Here is a 22,610-nt window from a genome sequence, read left to right as displayed (position 1 = left end):
GGCTTTAAGCTGTCGATCAGCGCGCAGCCCGGTCCTCTGTTGGGTTGTATTCGGCACACTGTTCCAGCAGGTACACGAGGGATCGGTACTCGATCCCGCTGTGTTGGCTGAGGCCGATCTCGCAGGTTCGGCTGCTGGAGTAGCCACCGCTGCAGTGATCGACCTGCTCTTTAAGTGTTCGCAGGGCATTGGCGTTGAGTTCCGGCGTGCTGAAGCCTTTATCGCCGGCAAAACCGCAACAGCCGATCCCTTCCGGGATCACCACGTTTCGCGCCAGGCGCGAGGCGATCCGCTTAAGTTTTTCTGCCTGCCCCATACGGGTTGCACTGCAGGTGATATGCAGGGCAATTTCCTCGTCGGTCGGTGTAATCCTGAGCCGTTCCAGCAGAAACTGATCGATAAAGTCGATGCTATCGAAAAGCTGCAGGGCGGGGTCAAGCTGGTCACCGAGTCTCAGACTGCATGGACTGGTATCAGAATAGACCGGGATGCGGCCATTTTCCGTGATATGCAGCAACTCCCGGTTCAGCTCTGCAGATTTTCTGTCGGCCGTATCAAACAGGCCCTTGGACTGGAACGGCATACCGCAACAGAGTGCGTCCAGGTTTTGCGGGTAAAGCACCTCGAAGCCGGCCTTGGAAAGCAGTGCCTCTGTCACCTCCATCAAGCTGGATTGCAGCTCGGTGTCACGTTGCGGCCCCATCACGCGGCTGGCGCAGCTGGGCAGGTAGACGACTTTTTCCCGCTGGCTGGTCACCTCCGGTTTGCGTTGCCTGGGTCTGGAGGCTGCTGTGGGCATGGTTGGCAGCCATTTTTGGACTCTGTTGCCCGATACCCTGCGTGCCGCGTTGGTCAGGCGCTGCATATTGTCGGTGCCAATAAGCCCGTGCAACGCATCGGCACTTTTCAGTGCAATACGCCCGGCCTGGCTGACGCCGCTGAAGTGGTTGGCGATCCAGTTCGCGCTGCCTTCTTTACCTTGGTTGCGTTCGTGACGGATCGCCCGTGTCAGATCGCCGGTATTGATACCAACGGGACAGGCGATGGAGCATAAACCGCAGCCGGCACAGGTTTCCTCGCCATGGTAGGCGTAGTCTCTGCGCAGAGCTTCGAGTCTTTTCGGGTCCTCTCCACTGGCTTCCAGTCGCGCGATCTCGCGCCAGATCGCAATACGCTGGCGCGGTGTGGTGGTCAGTGCACGGGAGGGGCAGGTCGGCTCACAGAAGCCGCATTCTATGCAGGTATCAATGCGTTGATCGGCTGCCGGCATAGGTTTGAGGTTGCTGAGATGGATCTGTGGATCAGAGTTCAGGATGACTCCCGGGTTAAGTATCTCCTGTGGATCGAGCAGGCGCTTCAACTCCCACATCAGCTCGTAGGCATCTGTACCCCATTCAAGCTCCACGTAGGGCGCCATATTGCGGCCGGTGCCGTGCTCTGCTTTCAGAGAGCCGTCGTACCGTCCCGTAACCAGGTTGGATACATCGTCCATCAGCCCCGAGTAGCGCTCGATCGCCTCCCGGGTATCAAATGCCTGGGTGAAGACGAAATGAAGGTTGCCCTCAAGTGCATGTCCAAAAATGATCGCTTCCGTGTAACCCCAGTGCTCGAACAGCTTGTGCAGTTCGGCCACCGCTTCGGCGAGCTGCGGAACCGGCACCGCTATATCCTCGATAATTACCGTGGTGCCGGTCGTTCGAACTGCGCCAACCGCCGGGAAGAGCCCCTTGCGAATGGCCCAGTATTGCGCGCACAGTGCAGGATCTGTTGAGAACTCGACCGGTCGAGTCGTGGGTAACTCACTGATGGCCGCTGAGATCTCGCTGATCTGTTGCGAAAGCGTATGCTCGTCAGCGGCTCGGGTTTCGATCAGCAGGGCGGCGGCGCTGTCCGGCAGCTCCTTTATAAAGGCGGGCATCCCCGCTTTGGTTTCGATAGAGCGAAGGCCGGCCCTGTCGATCAGCTCGACGGCATCGACCGGTGTGGACTTGACCCTGGCGACGGCCTCGCAGGAGGTCTGCAGCTGATCGAAAAACACCAGTGCCGAAGCCTTGTGTGGGTGATCCGGGACGGTGCGGTAGACAATTTCCGAGATGAAGCCGAGCGTACCCTCAGAGCCGATCATCAAGTGCTGAAGAATGTCGATGGGATCTTCGTAATCGATCAGCGCATTGAGCGCGTAGCCGGTGGTGTTTTTCAGCCGGTACTTGTGCGCGATCCGTTGCGCCAGGGGCTCGTTGGTACGCGTCAGCTTGGCGAGGGACTCCAGCGCATCGAGCAAGGCGTGATGACTCTCTTTAAATGCGTCGATGCTCTGCGGGTCGGCAGTATCCAGCACTGTGCCATCGGCTAGAATCAGGCGCATGGAGTCGAGCGTGCGATAACTGTTATGCGCGGTACCACAGCACATGCCGCTGGCATTGTTAGCGGCGATTCCGCCTATCTTGGCGGCATTGATCGAAGCCGGATCCGGGCCGATCTTGCGTCCATAGGGTGCCAGGTACTGGTTGGCCTGGGCGCCGATAACGCCGGGTTGCAGTCGAATGCGTCGGGCGTCATCCAGAATTTCATGACTGTTCCAGCCATCCCCAAGCACCAGCAGCACCGAATCGGTTATTGCCTGGCCCGACAGGCTTGTGCCCGCTGCGCGGAATGTCAGGGCGATCTCGTGTTGCCGGGCGGCGGTGACGATGCGTGCTACTTCGCACTCGCTTTCCGCCTTGACCACAATGCGGGGAATCAGCCGGTAGAAGCTGGCGTCAGTACCGTAGGCCAGTGTCCTCAGTGGGTCGGTCACGAGGCGCTCGGCGGGGATGAACTGCTCTAGGGTTGAGAGAAACTCCCGGTATTCTGCACGCATGGGGTCGGGTACCTCTTTTACAGGTCTTGCCCCTGTGGGGGATGCATTTCCCCAAGGGCGATTTTTTATAGGGATGATAGGGCTGGCGGACAACTTGAAAAATTGGTAATACCAATTTACCATCAGCGTTGGGGTACTGTATTTTTTTTAACCGTGACTTGTCAATTTTCAGCCAGCGTAATAGGTCGTCAGTCCCGGGGAGTCAGGCACCTTCCGTGCCGTGGAGAAGCAGATGAATTATCGCAGCGTGAAGCAGCCCAAGCTCTCGGATGTAATCATGCAAAGAATAGAAGAGATGATTATGGAAGGGGCTTTGCGTCCCGGTCAGCGTTTGCCTCCGGAAAGGGAGCTGGCCCAGGAGTTTGATGTCTCCAGGCCATCGATTCGGGAAGCGCTGCAGAAGCTAGCCGCCAAGGGGTTGCTGGTCAGTCGGCAGGGGGGCGGTACCTTCGTGGCGGAAAATCTGGGCGATGGCCTGGTTGACCCGCTGCTCGACCTGTTCCGCAGCCATCCGGAAGCGCAATATGACCTGCTCGAGTTCCGCCACGCCCTGGAGGGCGTCTCGGCCTACTATGCTGCACTCAGATCGACAGTCGCCGATCGGGAGGTGATAGCGGCAAGGCTTGATGACCTGCAGCGTTACCACGATCGCAAGGAGTTTGATAAAGAGGTGGCGGCCGATGTGGAGTTTCATCTGGCCATCGCCGCGGCGGCTCACAATGTGGTGCTGTTACATATGATGAGAGCGCTGTTCCAGCTGTTACATCAGCACATTGGCGATAACCTGAGCAGTATTTACCCCAAGGCTGAGATCCGTCAGCGTATCCATGAGCAGCATCGGTTATTGATGGAAGCGATCTGTGCGGGGGAGCCTGAACACGCCCGTAAGGCGGCGCACGATCATTTGGTCTATGTTGAAGAGGCTTTGCTGGAGCAGGGGCGAGAAAACTCCCGACTGCAACGTGCATTGCGACGGGTTGAGCTTAATCCGTAAGAGTTGTGTACGAAAATTACATCGGTTGTTGGTGGTTTGTTGATCAATTTGACCTCAAACGCCATTTTGTAGACTGAATGTAATACTCTGTGTAGTATATTTACACACAATTAAAGCACCCTCATCCCCTGTGCTACGCCGCATTCGGGGTTGTAAAAACCAAGAGGTGCGAGCTGAAAGCGCTCGAAACGCATGATCTGCGCATCGGGCGTTTTCTCTGCAAACTGACGGCTTATGGAATCGGAGAAAGCACAGTGCATGATGAGATGATTGAAGATATCGATCCAATCGAAACAAACGAGTGGATGGAAGCGCTTGAGTCTGTCGCCAAAAACGACAGCAATGAGCGCGCGCGCTACCTGCTGACTAAGCTTGGCACTCGTGCCGCTGAAATCGGTGTTGGCAGTGCCGGTACTCTGAACACGCCGTACGTGAACACGATCTCGCCGCGCGACGAAGTTCGCATGCCGGGCGATCTGTTCATGGAGCGCCGCATCCGTTCATTTATCCGCTGGAACGCCATGGCGATGGTCATGCGCGCCAACGATAACGACGAGGGACTGGGTGGTCACATCTCCAGCTTCTCCTCTTCCGCTACCCTCTACGATATCGGTTTCAACTACTTCTTCCACGGTGCCGAGGGCGACCGTGAAGCTGACATGGTTTTCTTCCAGGGTCACATCTCCCCGGGTATCTATGCCCGCGCTTACCTGGAAGGCCGCCTGACCGAAGAGCAGCTGGATAACTTCCGTCGTGAAGTGGACGGCAACGGTCTGTCCTCCTACCCGCACCCCTGGCTGATGCCGGACTTCTGGCAGTTCCCGACCGTATCCATGGGTCTGGGGCCGATTCAGGCGATCTACCAGGCGCACGTAATGCGCTATCTCTCTGCGCGTGATCTGGTTAAACGTGGCGAGCGCAAGGTCTGGGCGTTCCTGGGTGACGGCGAGTGTGACGAGCCGGAATCCCTGGGTGCTATCTCCCTGGCTGGCCGTGAACAGCTGGAAAACCTGGTCTTCGTGATCAACTGTAACCTGCAGCGTCTGGATGGCCCGGTACGTGGTAACGGCAAGATCGTCCAGGAGCTGGAAGGTATCTTCCGCGGCGCCGGCTGGAACGTCATCAAGTGTCTCTGGGGCCGTCACTGGGATCCGCTGTTCGAGAAGGACACCAACGGCCTGCTGCAGAAGCGCATGGACGAAGTCTGTGACGGTGAACTGCAGAACTACAAGGCGAATGGCGGTGCTTACACCCGTGAGCACTTCTTCGGCAAATATCCGGAACTGGCCGAATTGGTCAAGGATATGACTGACGAAGAGATCATGAACCTGAACCGTGGTGGTCACGACCCGTACAAGGTGTACGCGGCATACCACGCGGCGATGAACCACAAGGGACAGCCGACCGTTATCCTCGCTCAGACCGTAAAAGGTTACGGTACCGGTCAGTCCGGCCAGGCGAAGAACGATACTCACTCCCTGAAGAAAGTTGCGATGGACGACCTCAAGTCCTTCCGTGACCGCTTCAATATCCCGCTGGCTGACGATCAGCTGAAAGAAGTTCCTTACTATCGTCCGTCTCCGGATTCAGCGGAGATGAAGTATATGATGGAGCGTCGCAGCAAGCTGGGCGGTTTCTATCCGGCGCGCCGCACCGAGTTTGAAAAACTGGAAACCCCTGAGCTGGAAGCATTCTCCGGTCAGTTGAAGGATTCCGGCGAGCGTACCCTGTCCACCCAGATGGCTCTCAACCGTGTGTTGAGCACTGTGGCCAAGGACAAGAAGATGGGTAACCGCCTGGTGCCGATCGTGCCTGACGAAGCCCGTACCTTCGGTATGGAGGGTATGTTCCGCCAGCTCGGTATCTACTCCTCTGCAGGTCAGCGCTACGTTCCGCACGATTCCGATCAGATCATGTTCTACAAGGAATCCAAGAACGGTCAGATCCTGGAAGAGGGTATCAACGAAGCGGGCTCCATGTCGGCCTGGATCGCTGCGGCGACCTCCTACGCCAACAACAACTGCACCATGGTGCCGTTCTACATCTTCTACTCCATGTTCGGTTTCCAGCGCGTCATGGACCTGTGCTGGGCTGCCGGTGATATGCAGGCGCGCGGCTTCCTGATCGGTGCTACCTCTGGCCGTACCACGCTGAACGGTGAAGGTCTGCAGCACCAGGATGGTCACAGCCACCTGATGGCGCGGATGATTCCGAACTGCGTCAGCTACGATCCGACTTACGGCTACGAGCTGGCGGTGATTGTTCAGGATGGTATGAAGCGCATGTACCAGGACCAAGAGAACAAGTTCTACTACATCACTACACTGAACGAGAACTATCAGCACCCGGCGATGCCGCAGGGCGCCGAGGAAGGTATCGTCAAGGGTATCTACCTGCTGGAAGAGGGCGGCAAGGCTGATCTGCGTGTCCAGCTGTTCGGTTGCGGTTCGATCCTGCGCGAAGTTCGCGAAGGTGCCAAGCTGCTGCGTGAAGAGTTCGGTGTCGAGGCGGATGTCTGGAGCACTACCTCCATCAACGAACTGAGCCGCGAAGCGCAGGAAGTTGATCGCTGGAATATGCTGCATCCGGAAGCTGAAGCGCGCGTTCCTTACATCCAGCAGGTGCTGGAAGGGCATGAAGGTCCGGTCGTTGCATCTACCGACTACATGCGTATGTTTGCCGAACAGTTGCGCGAGTACATCCCGCGTCGTTACAAGGTGCTGGGTACAGACGGCTTCGGTCGTTCTGACACTCGCACCAAACTGCGTGAATTCTTCGAAGTTAACCGCTACTACGTCTGTATTGCTGCCCTCAAGGCGCTGCAGGAAGAGGGTAAGGTTGAACCTGCCGTCGTGGCCAAGGCTATGCAGAAGTTCAATATCAACCCGGAAAAACCGGCTCCCTGGACCGTGTAATCCGGCTACTGAACATCTGAAGGTTAACGAGAGGACAGTATTGTGAGCACAACAACCATTACAGTGCCGGATATCGGTGGCTACGAAGGCGTTGATATCATCGAAGTTCTGGTAAAAGAAGGCGATACCATTGCCGAAGGCGACAGCCTGATTACCCTGGAGACCGACAAGGCCTCCATGGAAGTGCCGGCAACGGTCGGCGGTATCGTTAAAAAAGTTCTGGTCAGCGAGGGCGGCACCTGCAGTGAAGGTGATGCCGTAGTTGAAGTTGAGGCGGAAGGTGCAGCAGCTGCACCGGCTGCCGAAGCGCCTGCTGCAGAGGCTCCGGCCCCTGCGCCTGCTGCTGAGCCTGCACCGGCCGCACCTGCGGCTGCGGGTGGTACCCGTATTGAATCGGTTCTGATTCCGGATCTGAGCGGTGCCAGCGACGTTGATGTTATCGAAGTTCTGGTCAAGGACGGCGATAGCGTCGAAGAAGGCGACAGCCTGATTACCCTGGAAACCGACAAGGCTTCCATGGAAGTGCCCGCGCCGATGGCTGGTGTGGTCAAGTCCATGAAGATCAGCGAAGGCGACAAGGTCAACGAAGGCGACCTGCTGCTGGAGCTCGAAATTGCCGACGCTGGTGCAGCTCCGGCTGCGCCGGCCGCTGCTGCCGAGGCGCCTGCACCGGCTGCTGCAGCACCTGCTGCAAGTGGTGGTGTGGAGTCGGTTCTGATTCCGGATCTGAGTGGCGCCAGTGATGTTGATGTTATCGAAGTTCTGGTCAAGGACGGTGATAGCGTCGAAGAGGGCGACAGCCTGATCACACTGGAAACCGACAAGGCCTCCATGGAAGTGCCGGCCCCGAAAGCGGGCGTTATCAAGTCCATGAAGATCAGCGAAGGCGACAAGGTCAACGAAGGCGACCTGCTGCTTGAGCTTGAAGTGGCAGGCGGTGCGGCTCCCGCACCAGCGGCGACTCCGGCTCAGGAAGCTCCGAAGCCTGCAGCGCCTGCAGCTGCGGCTCCGCAGAAAGCGGCGGCTGCTCCGGTCTCAGGTGCTGACCTGGCGGCAATGGATCAGAAGAACAAGTCTGTTCATGCCGGTCCTGCGGTACGTGCGATTGCCCGTGAGTTCGGTGTCGATCTGACCAAGGTCAAGGGCTCTGCCCGTAAAGGCCGTATCGTTAAGGAAGACGTCCAGGCTTACGTCAAGTCGCTTATCAAGCAGGTCGAGCAGGGTGGTGGTGCCGCGGCTGCTGTGACCGGTGGTTCCGGCATTCCGCCGATCCCGGCGGTGGACTTCAGCAAGTTCGGCGAGACCGAGATGGTCAAGCTGACCAAGGTTGACAAGATCACCCGCGACAACATGTCCCGCTGCTGGCTGAACATTCCGCATGTGACTCAGTTCGACGATGCGGATATCACCGAGCTGGAAGCCTTCCGTAAGTCCATGAAGGACGAAGCGGCCAAGTCTGGCGTCAAGCTGACTCCGCTGCCGTTCCTGATCAAGGCTGCGGCGATCGCTCTGACCCGTCACCAGAAGTTCAATGCGTCGCTGCACTCCGACGGTGAACATATTGTCTACAAGAAATATGTGAACATCGGTATCGCGGTGGATACGCCGAACGGCCTGATGGTGCCGGTGATCAAGGATGCTGACAAGAAGAGCATCTACGAGCTGTCCAAGGAGGCGATCGAGCTGGCTGGCAAGGCCAAGGATCGCAAGCTGAAGCCGAACGAGATGCAGGGTGCCTGCTTTACTATCTCAAGCCTTGGCGGTATCGGCGGCAACGGCTTTACGCCGATCGTCAATGCGCCGGAGGTGGCTATCCTGGGTGTCTCCCGTGCGGATATCAAGCCGCGCTGGAACGGTAAGGAATTCGAGCCGCGTCAGATGCTGCCGCTGTGCCTGTCCTACGATCACCGTGCCATCAACGGCGGTGATGCAGGTCGCTTCCTGACCGATCTGAATGGACTGCTGAGCGATATCCGTCGCCTGGTTCTCTGATCGATCCAGTCTTAGGCTGATTGAAAAAAGACTCCTTCGGGGGTCTTTTTTTTGTCGCTGCTAACCGGCGCGGGAGGGCTGGCCTGGTCTATGTGGCTGACGGTGTTTTTTGTGCCAGGGCAATAAAGGGTAGTGGTGGATTGCGGCGGATAAATAACGAGGTTTCAGGCCCGGATTCTGGGTCTGAATAGATATTGGAGTGGGAAATAAAAAGGGATAAAACTAACAGAAGAAATGGTCGGGGTGACAGGATTTGAACCTACGACCCCTGCCTCCCGAAGACAGTGCTCTACCAGGCTGAGCTACACCCCGACGATGCTGCCGCGTTTTCCAGGGCGGAAATGCGACTCTGGTACTGCTTGTGTCCTGAATGGCGATTTTTTATTCAGGTCGGGAAACCCGATGTGCCGTTCAAGTGAGCGCGAATTATAAGGGTTTTTCTTTTGCTGTCAACAAGATGCGAGTTTTTTCTTGAAAGAAAATTGTGCTGGTCAATCTGTGCTCAGATTCGGTGTGAGCGGCTCCTGTCTAAAACTTTCAGAGAGCGATAAGACGGCAGCTGTGGTTGGAATCTGTGTTGCTGAGGAGAAATAAGCGTGTTGCGGAAAAAGTCGATGAACCGACCAAAGATGGTCGGGGTGACAGGATTTGAACCTACGACCCCTGCCTCCCGAAGACAGTGCTCTACCAGGCTGAGCTACACCCCGACATTTGATTGGAAGGAAGTGCCCGGTAAGGCCCTTCCATAACGCTAGACTTTGGGCGGGTAGCCCTTGCCGATGCGACGCGGCGCATTATAGTGAGCTGTTTGAAACATGCCAAGGGGCTGTGCAGAAAAATGAACGGGTTTGTTCGGGTGTGTGCCTGTGAGAGGGTGGGAGAGGGTCGATGCTGGCGGGTTTGTTGATACTTCTGGGGTTTCAGTTGGCTGGCGAGTTGCTGGTGGTGGCACTGGGGCTGTCCGTGCCCGGGCCGGTTCTGGGGATGCTGTTTCTGGTGATCTATCTGATGCTGAACCGGGGTGTGGTGCCGGAGTCGTTACGCACCGTGGCCGATGCGCTGCTGTCCAATCTCGCCCTGCTGTTTGTGCCGGCCGGGGTTGGGGTTATGGTGCACCTGGACCTGATCGGGCGTCAGTGGCTGGTGTTTGGCGTGACGCTTGTACTGAGTACCGCGATTACCATGGGGGTAACCGGCTGGGTTCTGGTGCGCCTTATGCGTCGGTTAGAGAAAAAGGGCGGTAGATGACTTCGTTCTGGGTATATTTTGCAGCGCGCCCTCTGTTCTGGATTGTGCTGACAATGGCGGTGTTTCTGTTTACGCGCTGGTTACACCGGCGCCTGGGTGGTCTGTCCATTTTTCATCCGGTGTTGCTTTCCATGGCGGTGTTGATCCTGCTGCTGACCGCTACAGGTACCGACTATGACACCTATTTTGATGGCGCACAGTTCATCCACTTTCTTCTCGGGCCGGCCACCGTGGCGCTGGCGGTGCCGTTGTCGGACTATTTCGACAGGTTGCGGCAGATCTGGCTTCCGGTTCTGGTGGCGACCCTCAGTGGCGTCATTACGGCTGTAGTCAGCGCCAGTGGTATTGCCTGGCTTCTCGGCGGTGAGCCGCGCACTATTTTGACCCTGGCACCCAAGTCGGTCACCTCGCCCATCGCCATAGGTATAGTGGAAAAGATAGGAGGGTACCCGTCGCTCGCGGCCGGCATCGTATTGATGACAGGCATTCTCGGCTGTGTGCTGGCACCGATCGTATTCCGGATCTTCCGAATCGATGATGACGAGGCGCGAGGCTTTGCGCTTGGCATGTCGGCGCACGGCATAGGAACGGCTTATGCGTTCGGTTTGAGTGCGATGGCTGGTGCCTTCGGCGGGCTTGCCATGGGCGTGGCCGGGCTGGTGACTGCGTTTCTGCTGCCCTTGCTAGTGTCGCTTGCGGGATTTTGAACGTCGTCAATTTGATAAATATGTTGCACAGCAGTAAAGTTTGCCGCTTCAATCATTGGGTGATATCTATGCTGGGGGTAAGCGTCTAAATGACACCGCTGGAACGTTATAAGCAGGACCTGCAAAGAGAGGATTTTGCCTACGATCCTACCCAGGAGATGGCAGTGGGGCACTTGCAGCGTCTATATGACGATCTGGTGGCTGCCGAGAGCGCGCCGCAGCCCGGCTTTATGCAGCGCCTTACCGGCAAGTTGCGCCGTGAAGCTGTCGAGCCGGTGAAGGGGCTGTACTTCTGGGGCGGGGTTGGTCGCGGCAAAACCTACCTGATGGATACCTTCTACGACAGTCTTCCGATTGAGCGGAAGATGCGCACCCATTTTCACCGTTTCATGCAGCGAGTCCATCAGGAACTGCGCTTGCTCGACGGCACCAAGAATCCGTTGGTGGCGATCGGCCGCAAGTACGCGGATGAGGCGCGCATCATCTGTTTCGACGAGTTTTTTGTCTCCGATATCACCGATGCGATGATCCTCGGCGGATTGATGGAGCAGTTGTTCAACAACGGCGTCGCCCTGGTTGCAACCTCCAATATCGTACCGGACGGCCTCTATAAGGACGGCCTGCAGCGCGCGCGCTTTCTGCCCGCCATTGATCTGCTGAACCGCTACACCGAGGTGGTGAATGTGGATGGTGGCGTCGATTACCGTCTGCGCACCCTGGAGCAGGCGGAGCTTTATCACTGGCCGCTGGATGCCAGTGCCGACGAAAGCCTCAATAGAAGCTTTGAGGGGTTGGCGCCGGACCTGGAAGAGGTGGTCGAGGGAGCCGTGGTCGATGTAAATAGTCGTGGTATTCAGAGTCGCCGGATCTGCGAAGATGTGGTCTGGTTCGACTTTGATGCGCTGTGCAATGGACCGCGCTCCCAGAATGACTATATCGAGCTGGCGAAGATTTTCCATGCGGTCATTTTGAGCAATGTGCCCCAGCTTGGACGTGCCAATGACGATGCCGCGCGACGCTTCATCAACATGGTCGACGAGTTTTACGACAGTGGTGTGAAGTTGATCATGTCAGCGGAAGTGTCGATCGATCAGATCTACACTGAAGGTCGTCTGGAATTTGAGATTCAGCGTACGCAGAGTCGTTTGCTGGAGATGCAGTCCCACGATTACCTGGTTCGCGAACACCGGGCTGGTTAATTGCTTGATCGGGTGTATTCGGTTCTGGATTTCATGTTTTGACTTGTCTATAATTCGCGCTCCTCTGCAAGGGGTAGGGGATAGTGTACGTTGTCAGGCCGCCCTGTGTGACTGGCAACCAATAACTATAAGGTAAGTCGGAAGCCGGATTTTTTTCGGGTTCGAGACTTAAAGGTTCAAGGTACTAGATCAATGAGCACAACTGTTAGCGCTAAGCCAGCCGAAGTAAAACGCGACTGGTATGTTGTTGACGCCGAGGGCAAAACCCTGGGTCGTCTGGCGACTGAAATCGCACGTCGTCTGCGTGGCAAGCATAAGCCGGAATACACTCCGCACGTTGATACCGGCGACTACATCGTTGTAGTTAACGCCGAGAAGGTTAACGTTACCGGTAATAAGCGCAACGCCAAAATGTACTACCGTCACTCCGGTTTCCCGGGTGGTCTGAAGGAAGCCAACTTCAACAAGATGGTTGAAACCTTCCCTGAGCGTACTGTCGAGCTGGCCGTTAAAGGTATGCTGCCGAAGGGCCCGCTGGGTCGTTCCATGTACACCAAGCTGAAAGTGTACGCTGGTGCTGAGCATCCGCATCAGGCACAGCAGCCGAAAGAACTGAACATCTAAGGGGAAGGCGAATAATGGCTACTACTCAGTACTACGGCACTGGCCGTCGCAAAACGTCCACCGCACGCGTCTTCCTGCGTCCGGGTACAGGCAAAATCACTATCAATCAGCGCACTCTGGAGCAGTACTTCGGCCGCGAAACCGCGCGCATGATCGTCATGCAGCCGCTGGAGCTGACTGAAACTGCAGAGAAGTTTGACGTTTACATCACTGTCGCTGGTGGTGGTGGTAATGGCCAGGCTGGTGCTATCCGTCACGGTATCACCCGTGCGCTGATGGAATACGACGAAACTCTGCGCTCCTCTCTGCGTCAGGCGGGTTACGTTACCCGTGACGCTCGTGCTGTCGAGCGTAAGAAGGTCGGTCTGCGCAAAGCGCGTAAGCGTCCTCAGTTCTCCAAGCGTTAATTTCCGGCTGCGGCCTGGTGCCGCAACCTGCTGGAAACACGAAAAAAAGCCCGCGCCATCTATGGTTGCGGGCTTTTTGCGTTTTGTTATCGGCGCTCTGCTGCAGGTCAGTAAACAGTTGATATTTGGTCGTACGCGGCCTTTTTACCTTGTATCTATAGGGTAATTTAATTACCATTTGCGCCATTTGAAAAATCCAGATTTCGTGGTTTTCATGACTGAAAGGGCGGCCATTCTTTTGTGTGTGTGCAAAGCTGGTTCGTCGATTGAGGGGAGATGAAGTTAATGAGCAATGACGGCGTGAACAAAGGTCGGCGCCGGCTCCTGATTGGAGCTACCTCTGCCGTAGGGGCAGTGGGTGCCGTTGGAGCTGCTGTCCCGTTCGTGGCTTCCTGGAATCCGAGTGCCAAGGCGAAAGCCGCAGGTGCACCTGCAAAGGCGGATATCAGCAAGCTGGAACCGGGTCAGCAGATGATTGTAGAGTGGCGCGGTAAGCCTGTGTGGGTTGTTCGTCGCGGACCGGATGCACTGGCAAATCTGGAAAAGATGAACGACCGTCTCGCGGACCCGACCTCCGAAAAGCCGCAGCAGCCTGATTATATCCCGAATACCCCGGCCCGTGCGATTCGCCCGGAAATCGCGGTAATGGTGGGTATCTGCACTCATCTGGGTTGTTCTCCGACCTACCGCCCGGAAGTGGCGCCGGAAGATCTGGGTCCTGAATGGCTGGGCGGCTTCTTCTGCCCCTGTCACGGTTCCAAGTTTGACCTTTCCGGACGTGTCTTCAAAGGTGTGCCTGCGCCAACCAATCTGGTGATTCCGCCGCACATGTACGAAGACGATAACACGCTCGTTGTTGGTGTCGATCAGGAGGCAGGATAATGGCTGGTTCTCGCAACAAAGGAAATCCCGGCCTGATGGGCTGGATCGACGACCGCTTCCCGGCCACGGCCATGTGGGAAGATCATCTCTCCAAATATTACGCACCGAAGAACTTCAACTTCTGGTATTTCTTCGGTTCGCTGGCGCTGCTCGTACTCGTTAACCAGATCCTCACCGGTATCTGGCTGACCATGAGCTACAACCCCAGCGCCGAAGGCGCGTTCGCGTCTGTCGAATACATCATGCGTGATGTGGAATATGGCTGGTTACTGCGTTACCTGCACTCCACCGGCGCATCGGCATTCTTCGTTGTCGTCTACCTGCACATGTTCCGCGGCATGCTTTACGGCTCCTACCGTAAACCACGCGAGCTGGTGTGGATCTTCGGTATGACCATCTACCTGGCGCTGATGGCAGAGGCCTTCATGGGCTACCTGCTGCCCTGGGGTCAGATGTCTTACTGGGGTGCCCAGGTTATCGTTTCCCTGTTCGGTGCGATTCCGGTGATCGGTCCGGATCTGCAGCAGTGGATCCGTGGTGACTACCTGATTTCCGGCATTACCCTGAACCGCTTCTTTGCACTGCACGTGATTGCACTGCCGATCGTCATTCTGGCGCTGGTTGTACTGCACATCATCGCCCTGCACGAAGTGGGTTCCAACAACCCGGATGGCGTTGAGATCAAGGACAAGAAAGACGCAAACGGCAAGCCGCTGGACGGCATTCCGTTCCACCCGTACTACACCGTCAAAGATATCGTCGGTGTCGTCGTCTTCCTGTTCGTGTTCTGTATCGTTGTGTTCTGGTTCCCTGAAGGGGGTGGCTACTTCCTCGAGAAACCGAACTTCGAGCCGGCTAACCCGCTGAAGACGCCTGACCATATCGCTCCGGTCTGGTACTTCACGCCGTTCTACGCGATGCTGCGTGCGGTGACCTACCCGCTGTTCGGTGTAGATGCGAAGTTCTGGGGTGTTGTCGTAATGGGTGCTGCTATCGCAATCCTGTTCGTACTGCCCTGGCTGGATCGCAGCCCGGTTAAGTCCATCCGTTACAAAGGGATGCTCAGCAAGCTGTGGCTGCTTATCTTCGCCGTCAGCTTCGTGATCCTGGGTGTGCTGGGCGCGCTGCCTTCTACGCCGGGACGCACCCTTGTGTCTCAGATTACTACCGTACTGTACTTCGCGTTCTTCCTCCTGATGCCGTTCTATACACGGATGGAAAAGACTAAACCGGTTCCGGAAAGGGTTACAGGATAATGAAAAAGTATCTTATTGCTCTGATGATGGTGCTGGCCCCGGTTACGGCCAGCGCTGCCGGCGGCGCCGGAGTGCCGCTGGATGAGATGAATGTCGATCTGACCAACAAGGCTTCGCTGCAGCGCGGTATGGCCAACTTCGTCAACAACTGCATGGGTTGTCACTCAGCTCAGTATCAGCGTTTCGAACGCGCGGCGACTGATCTGGAAATGCCGAACGACCTGGTTGTGGAAAACCTGATCTTTGACTCTGAAAAGAAAGTCGGCGATCAGATGACCATTGCGATGCCGAAGGAAGATGCTCAGAACTGGTTTGGTAATCCTCCGCCGGATCTGACTCTGGAAGCGCGTCTGCGTGGTCCGGACTGGGTTTACACCTACCTGCGCAGCTTCTACAAGGATGAGGCGCGTCCCTGGGGTGTGAACAACACGGTATTCCCGGATGTGGGTATGCCGAACGTGCTGGAACACCTGCAGGGTACGGTTATCAACCACTGTACTCCGGAAGAGATGCATGCCGGTGGCCATGAGAAAGTGGACCCGCTGACCGGTGACCGTATCGGTGGCTGCATGTCGGTTGAGCCGGAAACCGGTTCAATGAGCGAAGAAGAGTTCGACCGTTACGTCTACGACCTGGTCAACTTCATGGCTTACATGGCTGAGCCGTCGAAGATGGTATCTGGTAAGATTGGTACTTATGTACTGATCTTCCTGGCGATCCTCTTCGTGTTCGCTTTTGCTCTGAAGAAAGAGTACTGGAAAGACGTTCACTAAACACTCGGCTGTTAGTGACCATAAAAACTACGCGGCTCTTCGGGTCGCGTAGATTTTTTGTTTTAGCATCCGACTTATTTTTATGGGGATATAGTAGATGGGCGTAGTGGCTAAGCGTTCTTCCATGACCTTTTACTCGAATGGCGATGATCATTACAGCCACCGTGTGCGTATTGTTCTGGCCGAAAAGGGCGTGGCGGTTGATATCGTCGACTGCAAGGAGAGCGATCTGCCGGAGGATGTCGCGGCACTTAATCCGTACAACAGTTTGCCGACTCTGCTAGACCGCGAACTGGTGCTCTATGAGCCGAATGTGATGATGGAGTATCTCGACGAGCGCTTCCCGCACCCGCCGCTACTGCCGGTGTATCCTGTTGCGCGCGCCGAGAGTCGTCTCTTTGTTCATCGCATTCAGAAGGACTGGTGTGCGCCGGCTGATCTGATTCTGTCCGGTAACGCATCGGACGCCCAGGTCGAAAAGGCACGCAAAGAGCTGCGTGACGGCCTGGTTGCGGTGTCGCCGATCTTTGCTGAGAAGCCGTTCTTCATGAGCGACGAATTCAGTCTGGTGGATTGCTGTATCGCGCCGCTGCTGTGGCGTTTGCCGGTGATGGGTATCGAGCTCCCTGAAGCGCAGTGCAAGCCGTTGATCGGCTACATGGAGCGCCTCTTTGAGCGCGAATCTTTCCAGGCAAGTCTGTCTGATGCTGAACGGGAAATGCGCGACTGATAGCGAGATCTCGATTCGATGCAAAAGGGATGAAGCTGAACACTTCATCCCTTTTTTGTCATGTTAAGGAGGTAACTGATGTCCGTTACGCCAAGTCGCCCCTACTTGCTGAGAGGGCTGTTCGAGTGGCTTAACGACAATGATCTGACGCCGCATCTGGTGGTCGATGCCGGTGTTGCCGGTGTGGCGGTACCCCAGGACTTTGTCCAGGACGGTCAGATTACGTTGAATATCGCCCCGGGCGCAGTACGCAACCTGTTGATGGATAACACAGGCGTCAGTTTTAACGCCCGCTTTGGCGGCGTCCCGATGGATGTGTTCGTGCCGGTAGCCGCTGTGCTGGCTATCTATGCGCGTGAGAATGGTATGGGGATGGGCTTCGGCATGGAGCCGGGTGCTGCGGAGCTGGAGGTCGGTCATGAGACCGAACCTGATCCAGAGCCGCCCGAACCGGGTCCGGGCGGCGGTCGTCCGTCACTTCGTGTTGTGAAGTAACGCCGTATCAATCGATATATTCGAACACCTTCACGATTTTGCGGACACCCGGCACGCTGCGTACGACAGCGACCGTGGTGTCCGCTTCATTTCTTGAAACCAGTCCCATCAGGTAGACCGTGCTGTTCTCGGTGACAACCTTGACGCGGCTTCCCGGTACGTTCTTGTCGGCCAGCAGCTGAAGCTTGACCCGACTGGTCAGGTAAACATCGTTGGTGCGCACGATGCCCGATGTGGGGCCTGCTATCTCAAGCTCATTGTGAATTTTACCCACCTCACGAACCTGGGCGGTGATCGTTTCCGCTTCCCGCTTGATATTTGCGTCGGGTACCTGCCCGCTCAACAGAACCTGGCCGTTGAAGCTGGTGACATTGACGTGGGATTGGCCGAGCTTGGCCGAGCCCTTGCTGATGTTGACCAGGGTTTTGGTCTCAATCATTTCGTCTTCGATATAGTTGCCAAAGGTGCGGCTGCCGGGTTCCTCATCGATCGGGCCCTCCCGCGTGGCGCTCACAATCGATGAGCAGCCGTTGAGAAATGCTGTGCCCAGTAGAAGCGAAAGAACTACCGCGGATCGTTTCATAGTCAGGCTCCAAATAGCTGGTGATCGATCAGATCACACAGGCAGTGCAAAACGAGTAATTGTGTGTGGTAAACCAGCGATTCGTCGTCGCTCGGTACGCAGATTTCGATCTCATCGCGCGCCAGCAGTGCAGTCATGTTGCCGCCGTCGCCCCCTGTCAGGGCGATAACCAGCATCTCCCGGTCGTGAGCGGCCTGTATCGCCTGGACCATACTTGTGCCGCGCCCGTCAGGTGAGATTGCCAGCAGGATGTCGCCCGGCTGGCCGATGGCTCGAATCTGCTTGGCGTAAACCTCGGCAAAACTGCTGTCCTCGGTGATTGCACTCATTACGGCGCTATCGGCGTTCAGAGACAGTGCGGGCAGGCCCGGGCGCTCATGCCTGAAACGACTCAGCAGCAGTGACGAGAAGTGCTGAGCCAGCGCGCCTGCACCGCCGTTACCGACGCAGAGAATCTTGCTCTCGTTGACCAGGCAGTGCAGGAGAAGTTCACTGGCTTCCGCGATCAGCGGTGTGTAGTGCTCGATGGTTTGTGCATTGATTTCCATCGAGTTGTGAAACTGGCTGACGATGCGGTCTTCTAGTTCCATTCGCTCTTGTATCCGGTAGTCATGGGCGGAAGGCGTCTTTATACCACAAGGGCAGGTGTTGAGCCGAACCGCATTCGAACGCGATAACATCGAATCGACAGGGGCGGGTGCTCCAGTCGGGATGTCGTTGTAGTAGTAGCTGCGCGGTCTGGATCAGTTTGCGCTGCTTGATGCTGTCCACGGACTGGGCAGCGCCGCCGAACTGGCTATGGGTGCGCTGGCGAACCTCGATGAAAACGATGGTGTCTGCATCCTGCATTACCAGGTCGATCTCTCCTAGCCGGCAGTTGGCGTTTCTTAACAGCGGCCTCAGTCCTTGCGCTTTAAGAAACTGTTCTGCGGCCTGCTCGGCTTCCTTGCCTTTGGCTCTGCGGTCCATCGCATCTCCTTGTATCAGTTCATGGGCAGGTTTTGCTGCGTTGACTCTAAGGTCTTCGCGGGCTGTACCCTGGGTACACCATCGCTAAAGACAGCCCAGGGCAGCGCGCGTTTGACCTGGCGCTGGTTGTCCAGGCTGAGCTGGCCGGTTTCCCCTTCGATGTAGGCGCCGGGGCTCTGGCTGAGGCTGTACAGGTAGGGGAACACCCGGTAAGCGTCGATCCCCAACGCATAGAGTCTGCCAAAGCGGCTGTCTGTGTCCTGGCGGGTCTGGTTCAGAGCCAGGTGGGCCTCGCTCGGTGGGTTGAGTACCCAGGGGAGGTCCAGGAACTGAATGCCATTCAGGTCCACATCCCGCATCGGGTCCGGGGTGCCTTCGTAAATATGGGAGGTGGCATAGACCGGGATGTCGCCGGCGAAGTGGAATGCCAGCATCGGTTTGATCTGGCGGGCATCCTGCGGCAGTGCCGTGAGCAGTATGGCATCGATGTCATCGCGGGGGCGCTCGTTGAAATCGATACTCTGGCCGATGATACGTCGCACCTCGCGGGCACGGGCCGCACTGCGGTCGGTGAGCAGGAGCTGGCTTATCTGTGAGGAGAAATCCTGTCCGCTCTGGTAGGCAAGCGTCTCCACGACCTGGCCGCCCAGTGAGGTAAAGCTGTCTGTGAGCGAAGAGGCCAGGTGCTTACCCCAGTCGGCATCGGGGACGATCAGGGCGACGCGGCGGTGCCCATCCTGCCAGGCGCGCTCGGCGACGAGTCGCGCTTCCTGATCTGAAGAGAGCTCCAGCTGGTAAAGCGCCGAGCCCGGTGTCGCCTTATTCAGAGCCAGGATCGGCAGCGGAAAGTTTTGAATCTGGCTCAGCTGCATCACATAGTCCCGCGACAGCGGTCCGATAATCAGTTCAAGGCGCTGCTGCTGAGCCAGAGAGGCTAGTTGTGCTGGTGTGGAGATTCGGGTGCTGTCGATCGTCACCACGTCCGGTGCGCTGTTCGGTTGCTGCGACGTCATCATGGCGCTGTAGAAACCCTCGCTGATGGCACGAGCCGGTTCGGCCAGAGGTCCGCTCAGCGGGAGAAGGAGGCCGATTCGGCCTGCATGCAGCGGGGCGATCTGCGGAGTTGCCAGATCCATCGGCGGTAATGCGAAGGCGGGGTGATCTTCCCACAGTGTGCGCCACTGGCTCAGGGCATCGTTGCTCTCGGTCAGGTTTCGGGTATCGCGAGACGCAAGCGCTAGTTCCAGCCAGCCCTGTTCGTAATAACCGTTGTCCCTTGCGCGGGCGGCCTGTTGCAGCTCTGTGGAGGGGGCCTGCTGTAGCAGAGACCAGATGCGATCGTGCATCGCCTGTTTCTGCTCGGGGCTCTGGGGGAAGTTGGCGATCGCGATCAGCTCCAGCGCTGCAGAAAGCGGCTGCGACTGCTGGCTGTAGGCTTCGGCCCGGAGTTCACCCAGCTCCGTTTGCTGGGGTTGAGAAAGGCTGGGCAGGGCGCGGGTGTCCAGCAGGCTGAGCGCCCGTGAGGCGTCATCAGCTTCCAGCGCCTGGTTGACCCGCAAGCGGGTGATATCGAATGCGAGGCTGGGCGGCAGATTCCGGGTGTCGATGCTGTCGAGCAGCGCGACTGCCTGCTCTGTCTGCTGCTGGCGCATCAGCATCTCGGCAGCGCGCAGCTTAAGCTCGGCGGCCTCGATGGGCGGCGCGCTCTCCGCGCGGGCAATCAGCTGTTCAGCGTCGTTGCCCTGGCTGATCGTGCGGGTAGTGCTCATCGGCGCCGCACATGCGGATAACAGAGAGATCAGCAGGATGCAAAGAGGCAGTCTAGTTCTATTCGTCATATACTCGGACACCCGGAAATATGGATGGATAACGATGTCGGAACCTGTTCTCAATATTGTCGCGACACCTATCGGCAACCTGGGCGATCTATCGCCGCGGGCGCTGGACGTCCTGTCGAGTGCTGACCTGGTTGCAGCCGAGGATACGCGTCACAGCGGTCGATTGCTCGCGCACTTTAACATTAAAGCCGAGATGATATCAGTTCATGATCACAACGAGCGCCAACGGGCTGATCTGATCATTCGTTATCTTCAGGAAGGTAAGCAGGTAGTGCTGGTTTCCGACGCCGGCACGCCGCTGATCTCGGATCCAGGATTTTACCTGGTGCGTGCAGTGCGTGACGCCGGCTTCAGGGTGTCGCCTGTGCCGGGGTGCTGTGCCTTTATTGCGGCGCTCAGTGCATCGGGGTTGCCATCGGACCGTTTTCTGTTCGAGGGGTTTTTGCCGCCCAAGAGTGGTGCCCGCAGGCAGCGTCTTGAGCTTCTCTCTAAAGAGACGCCGACGCTGATTTTTTACGAGTCGACTCACCGTATTCTTGCCAGTCTCTCCGATATGGCTGAGGTTTTCGGTCCGGAGCGGTACGTCGTGGTAGCGCGGGAGCTGACCAAAACCTTCGAGACGATCCATGGCGGGGCCCTGAGCGAGGTGATCGAATGGATGCAGGCTGACCCTATGCAGCAGAAGGGGGAGTTCGTTGTACTGGTTCACGGCGCAGCGGAAAAAGAGAACCTCCTCGATGCCGAAGCGGAACGGATTGTCCGTCTTCTGGCGACAGAGCTGCCGCCGAAAAAAGCGGCTGGTCTGGCGGCGGAGATCACGGGTCTGAAAAAAAATCAGTTGTACCAGGTGCTGATCGAGGACTGAGTCTGGCGCTTGGGCTTGCTATCGTCGCGGCAGTGTTTATACTCCGCCGCGGGAGTCAGCCAGGCAATCGCTGCTGCGTTCGCGCAGGGGAGGAAAGTCCGGGCTCCAGAGGGCAGGGTGCCAGATAACGTCTGGGCGGTGAAAGCCGACGGAAAGTGCAACAGAAAGTATACCGCCTAAGCGATCTTCGGATCGCCGGTAAGGTTGAAATGGTGCGGTAAGAGCGCACCGCGTGGGTGGCAACACTCCACGGCGATGGAAAACCCCACTCGGAGCAAGACCAAATAGGGACCCTTAAGGCGTGGCCCGCGCTGGGTCCGGGTAGGTTGCTGGAGGCCTGTGGTGACGCAGGTCCTAGATGAATGATTGTCCACGACAAAACCCGGCTTATCGGCTGACTCCCATTTCTTTCCCGGCCTGTTCAGCCTTTCTCCTCTTTCCTGATTATTCTCTATACCCATACTAAATGTGGGTGCTTACCCGTGTCCGCTTCTTTGCTAAACTGCCCTTTGGGCAGCCAGCTGGAGGTTTGTGATGAAATTTACTCGTATCCTGGTATCGCTCGTTGCGGTGTCCGCGCTGTCGCTCGGCCCCCTGCTGGCAGGGCAGATCATGCCCATCGACTTTGGCCAGCAGGCCCATGCCAAGGGCGGCAACAGTGGTGGCAACGGCGGCGGTAATGGCGGTGGTAATGCCGGCGGGCAGGGTAAAGGAAAGGGGCAGAGTGCCGCCGGAGGCCTCGGTCGCAGCGCTGGCCCGGGTGCTAAAGGCGCTCAGGGTCGTGGCGTCGGCAATAATCGTGGAGCTGTGGCCAGTTCATTGGGTGCGCTGAATGCGGCCCATGCATCGGCAACGGCCCGTGCGCACGCAGCACCGAATTCCCGCGTCGGCTTAATCGCAGCTTATGAGCGTGTCGTTGAGGATGGTATTAGCCTCGCCGATGATATCGGCGATTTGTCTAAAACCGTCGCCGAGCTCGAGGCTGAGCTTAAAGAGCTGGAAGTGGATACCCCGGCTTATAACCAGGTGTCGGCCCAGCTTGCGCAGGCGAAAGCAGAGTTGGACGCCAAAACAACCACGGGGCTGGAAGAGCAGGCTCGGGTTGAAGTGAGTGCCCTGGCTGAGGCGGCAAACAAAACCCTGTCTGCAGAGGTCGTGGCCGAGGTCAATGCGCTGCTCGGGATTGAATCGGTGGTTGCCGAAGAGGTAGAGGCCGAGTTGTCGGAGTCTGATCAGTATTAAGGCGTCTGTAGCGAGTGAGATGCCAGACAGA

General features: G+C 57.2%; 20 protein-coding genes, 2 tRNA genes and 1 other RNA gene. 16 read left to right on the top strand and 7 right to left on the bottom strand.

Annotated elements, in window-relative coordinates; genetic code table 11:
- Window positions 1–16: 16 nt before the first annotated feature.
- Window positions 17–2,860: an FAD-binding and (Fe-S)-binding domain-containing protein gene (locus ACQUQP_RS17595; protein WP_432696336.1), complete on the bottom strand. Its 2,844-nt coding sequence runs from the start codon at window positions 2,858–2,860 to the stop codon at window positions 17–19.
- A gap of 232 nt (window positions 2,861–3,092) precedes the next feature.
- Here ACQUQP_RS17595 and pdhR point away from each other — a divergent pair, with 232 nt between their 5' ends.
- The 3 genes from pdhR to aceF all read left to right on the top strand — a co-directional run bounded on the left by pdhR (window position 3,093) and on the right by aceF (window position 8,761).
- Complete coding sequence (pdhR, locus tag ACQUQP_RS17590) at window positions 3,093–3,854, top strand: pyruvate dehydrogenase complex transcriptional repressor PdhR (RefSeq protein ID WP_432696335.1); 762 nt, start codon at window positions 3,093–3,095, stop codon at window positions 3,852–3,854.
- 266 nt (window positions 3,855–4,120) lie between these two features.
- Window positions 4,121–6,769, top strand: coding sequence for a pyruvate dehydrogenase (acetyl-transferring), homodimeric type (gene aceE, locus ACQUQP_RS17585; protein ID WP_432698715.1), 2,649 nt, complete (start codon window positions 4,121–4,123; stop codon window positions 6,767–6,769).
- A 42-nt stretch (window positions 6,770–6,811) separates the two neighbouring features.
- Window positions 6,812–8,761 carry a pyruvate dehydrogenase complex dihydrolipoyllysine-residue acetyltransferase gene (gene aceF, locus ACQUQP_RS17580; RefSeq protein ID WP_432696334.1) on the top strand — a complete coding sequence of 650 codons (1,950 nt, stop codon included), beginning with the start codon at window positions 6,812–6,814 and terminating at the stop codon, window positions 8,759–8,761.
- A gap of 235 nt (window positions 8,762–8,996) precedes the next feature.
- Here the strand turns inward: aceF and ACQUQP_RS17575 are convergent.
- Window positions 8,997–9,073: transfer RNA gene (locus tag ACQUQP_RS17575), tRNA-Pro, on the bottom strand.
- A 318-nt stretch (window positions 9,074–9,391) separates the two neighbouring features.
- Window positions 9,392–9,468: transfer RNA gene (locus ACQUQP_RS17570), tRNA-Pro, on the bottom strand.
- Window positions 9,469–9,649: 181 nt separating this feature from the next.
- Here ACQUQP_RS17570 and ACQUQP_RS17565 point away from each other — a divergent pair.
- The 10 genes from ACQUQP_RS17565 (at window position 9,650) to ACQUQP_RS17520 (ending at window position 17,082) form a co-directional block, all read left to right on the top strand.
- Window positions 9,650–10,009, top strand: coding sequence for a CidA/LrgA family protein (locus tag ACQUQP_RS17565; protein ID WP_432696333.1), 360 nt, complete (start codon window positions 9,650–9,652; stop codon window positions 10,007–10,009).
- 53 nt (window positions 10,010–10,062) lie between these two features.
- A complete protein-coding gene (locus ACQUQP_RS17560) occupies window positions 10,063–10,716 on the top strand; it encodes an LrgB family protein (RefSeq protein ID WP_432696332.1) in 654 nt (217 codons plus the stop codon).
- 89 nt (window positions 10,717–10,805) lie between these two features.
- Window positions 10,806–11,915 carry a cell division protein ZapE gene (zapE, locus tag ACQUQP_RS17555; RefSeq protein WP_432696331.1) on the top strand — a complete coding sequence of 370 codons (1,110 nt, stop codon included), beginning with the start codon at window positions 10,806–10,808 and terminating at the stop codon, window positions 11,913–11,915.
- Between the two features lie 192 nt (window positions 11,916–12,107).
- Window positions 12,108–12,539 carry a 50S ribosomal protein L13 gene (gene rplM, locus ACQUQP_RS17550; protein ID WP_432696330.1) on the top strand — a complete coding sequence of 144 codons (432 nt, stop codon included), beginning with the start codon at window positions 12,108–12,110 and terminating at the stop codon, window positions 12,537–12,539.
- Window positions 12,540–12,553: 14 nt separating this feature from the next.
- Window positions 12,554–12,946, top strand: a complete 393-nt coding sequence (gene rpsI / locus ACQUQP_RS17545) for a 30S ribosomal protein S9 (RefSeq protein ID WP_432696329.1) — start codon at window positions 12,554–12,556, stop codon at window positions 12,944–12,946.
- Between the two features lie 285 nt (window positions 12,947–13,231).
- Window positions 13,232–13,828, top strand: a complete 597-nt coding sequence (gene petA, locus ACQUQP_RS17540) for a ubiquinol-cytochrome c reductase iron-sulfur subunit (protein WP_132296977.1) — start codon at window positions 13,232–13,234, stop codon at window positions 13,826–13,828.
- Window positions 13,828–15,084 (top strand): cytochrome b, encoded by a 1,257-nt coding sequence (locus tag ACQUQP_RS17535; RefSeq protein ID WP_432696328.1) that lies wholly within the window; start codon window positions 13,828–13,830, stop codon window positions 15,082–15,084. The genes petA and ACQUQP_RS17535 overlap by 1 nt, the downstream gene beginning before the upstream one ends.
- Window positions 15,084–15,857: a cytochrome c1 gene (locus ACQUQP_RS17530; RefSeq protein WP_432696327.1), complete on the top strand. Its 774-nt coding sequence runs from the start codon at window positions 15,084–15,086 to the stop codon at window positions 15,855–15,857. Before ACQUQP_RS17535 ends, ACQUQP_RS17530 begins: the two co-directional genes overlap by 1 nt.
- Before the next feature lie 97 nt (window positions 15,858–15,954).
- Window positions 15,955–16,587 (top strand): stringent starvation protein SspA, encoded by a 633-nt coding sequence (gene sspA / locus ACQUQP_RS17525; protein WP_432696326.1) that lies wholly within the window; start codon window positions 15,955–15,957, stop codon window positions 16,585–16,587.
- 78 nt (window positions 16,588–16,665) lie between these two features.
- The gene (locus ACQUQP_RS17520; protein WP_432696325.1) at window positions 16,666–17,082 is read left to right on the top strand and encodes a ClpXP protease specificity-enhancing factor; all 417 of its coding nucleotides are present in this window, start codon (window positions 16,666–16,668) and stop codon (window positions 17,080–17,082) included.
- 7 nt (window positions 17,083–17,089) lie between these two features.
- Here the strand turns inward: ACQUQP_RS17520 and ACQUQP_RS17515 are convergent, their stop codons facing one another.
- The 4 genes from ACQUQP_RS17515 to ACQUQP_RS17500 are packed head-to-tail and all read right to left on the bottom strand — an operon-like array spanning window position 17,090 to window position 20,403.
- On the bottom strand, window positions 17,090–17,665 hold the full coding sequence (locus tag ACQUQP_RS17515; RefSeq protein ID WP_432696324.1) for a BON domain-containing protein: 576 nt from the start codon (window positions 17,663–17,665) through the stop codon (window positions 17,090–17,092).
- Window positions 17,666–17,667: 2 nt separating this feature from the next.
- Window positions 17,668–18,255 (bottom strand): SIS domain-containing protein, encoded by a 588-nt coding sequence (locus tag ACQUQP_RS17510; protein WP_432696323.1) that lies wholly within the window; start codon window positions 18,253–18,255, stop codon window positions 17,668–17,670.
- A gap of 19 nt (window positions 18,256–18,274) precedes the next feature.
- Complete coding sequence (locus ACQUQP_RS17505; protein WP_432696322.1) at window positions 18,275–18,634, bottom strand: YraN family protein; 360 nt, start codon at window positions 18,632–18,634, stop codon at window positions 18,275–18,277.
- Between the two features lie 14 nt (window positions 18,635–18,648).
- Complete coding sequence (locus tag ACQUQP_RS17500; RefSeq protein ID WP_432696321.1) at window positions 18,649–20,403, bottom strand: penicillin-binding protein activator; 1,755 nt, start codon at window positions 20,401–20,403, stop codon at window positions 18,649–18,651.
- Between the two features lie 103 nt (window positions 20,404–20,506).
- On the opposite strand from ACQUQP_RS17500, the gene rsmI reads away from it, so the two are divergent.
- From rsmI to ACQUQP_RS17485, 3 genes are all read left to right on the top strand, one after another.
- Window positions 20,507–21,337 carry a 16S rRNA (cytidine(1402)-2'-O)-methyltransferase gene (rsmI, locus tag ACQUQP_RS17495; protein WP_432696320.1) on the top strand — a complete coding sequence of 277 codons (831 nt, stop codon included), beginning with the start codon at window positions 20,507–20,509 and terminating at the stop codon, window positions 21,335–21,337.
- 51 nt (window positions 21,338–21,388) lie between these two features.
- Window positions 21,389–21,743, top strand: an RNA gene (rnpB, locus tag ACQUQP_RS17490) — RNase P RNA component class A.
- 128 nt (window positions 21,744–21,871) lie between these two features.
- A complete protein-coding gene (locus ACQUQP_RS17485) occupies window positions 21,872–22,579 on the top strand; it encodes a hypothetical protein (protein ID WP_432696319.1) in 708 nt (235 codons plus the stop codon).
- The last annotated feature ends 31 nt before the right edge of the window (window positions 22,580–22,610 follow it).

Source organism: Marinobacterium sp. YM272 (genome assembly GCF_050908845.1).
GTDB lineage: Bacteria > Pseudomonadota > Gammaproteobacteria > Pseudomonadales > Balneatricaceae > Marinobacterium_D.
The sequence above is the reverse complement of the archived record's forward strand: the minus strand, read 5'-3'. Positions and strand labels throughout refer to the sequence as shown.

Excerpts from the sequence above, each read along its gene's own strand:
- ACQUQP_RS17520 (WP_432696325.1), top strand. The coding sequence starts at position 16,666 with ATGTCCGTTACGCCAAGTCGCCCCTACTTGCTGAGAGGGCTGTTCGAG.
- ACQUQP_RS17565 (WP_432696333.1), top strand. The coding sequence starts at position 9,650 with ATGCTGGCGGGTTTGTTGATACTTCTGGGGTTTCAGTTGGCTGGCGAG.
- ACQUQP_RS17505 (WP_432696322.1), bottom strand. The coding sequence starts at position 18,634 with ATGGACCGCAGAGCCAAAGGCAAGGAAGCCGAGCAGGCCGCAGAACAG.
- pdhR (WP_432696335.1), top strand. The coding sequence starts at position 3,093 with ATGAATTATCGCAGCGTGAAGCAGCCCAAGCTCTCGGATGTAATCATG.
- ACQUQP_RS17560 (WP_432696332.1), top strand. The coding sequence starts at position 10,063 with ATGGCGGTGTTTCTGTTTACGCGCTGGTTACACCGGCGCCTGGGTGGT.
- ACQUQP_RS17500 (WP_432696321.1), bottom strand. The coding sequence starts at position 20,403 with ATGAGCACTACCCGCACGATCAGCCAGGGCAACGACGCTGAACAGCTG.
- petA (WP_132296977.1), top strand. The coding sequence starts at position 13,232 with ATGAGCAATGACGGCGTGAACAAAGGTCGGCGCCGGCTCCTGATTGGA.
- aceE (WP_432698715.1), top strand. The coding sequence starts at position 4,121 with ATGATTGAAGATATCGATCCAATCGAAACAAACGAGTGGATGGAAGCG.
- ACQUQP_RS17530 (WP_432696327.1), top strand. The coding sequence starts at position 15,084 with ATGAAAAAGTATCTTATTGCTCTGATGATGGTGCTGGCCCCGGTTACG.
- ACQUQP_RS17595 (WP_432696336.1), bottom strand. The coding sequence starts at position 2,860 with ATGCGTGCAGAATACCGGGAGTTTCTCTCAACCCTAGAGCAGTTCATC.
- ACQUQP_RS17485 (WP_432696319.1), top strand. The coding sequence starts at position 21,872 with ATGAAATTTACTCGTATCCTGGTATCGCTCGTTGCGGTGTCCGCGCTG.
- zapE (WP_432696331.1), top strand. The coding sequence starts at position 10,806 with ATGACACCGCTGGAACGTTATAAGCAGGACCTGCAAAGAGAGGATTTT.
- sspA (WP_432696326.1), top strand. The coding sequence starts at position 15,955 with ATGGGCGTAGTGGCTAAGCGTTCTTCCATGACCTTTTACTCGAATGGC.
- rsmI (WP_432696320.1), top strand. The coding sequence starts at position 20,507 with ATGTCGGAACCTGTTCTCAATATTGTCGCGACACCTATCGGCAACCTG.
- rpsI (WP_432696329.1), top strand. The coding sequence starts at position 12,554 with ATGGCTACTACTCAGTACTACGGCACTGGCCGTCGCAAAACGTCCACC.
- ACQUQP_RS17510 (WP_432696323.1), bottom strand. The coding sequence starts at position 18,255 with ATGGAACTAGAAGACCGCATCGTCAGCCAGTTTCACAACTCGATGGAA.
- ACQUQP_RS17535 (WP_432696328.1), top strand. The coding sequence starts at position 13,828 with ATGGCTGGTTCTCGCAACAAAGGAAATCCCGGCCTGATGGGCTGGATC.
- rplM (WP_432696330.1), top strand. The coding sequence starts at position 12,108 with ATGAGCACAACTGTTAGCGCTAAGCCAGCCGAAGTAAAACGCGACTGG.
- ACQUQP_RS17515 (WP_432696324.1), bottom strand. The coding sequence starts at position 17,665 with ATGAAACGATCCGCGGTAGTTCTTTCGCTTCTACTGGGCACAGCATTT.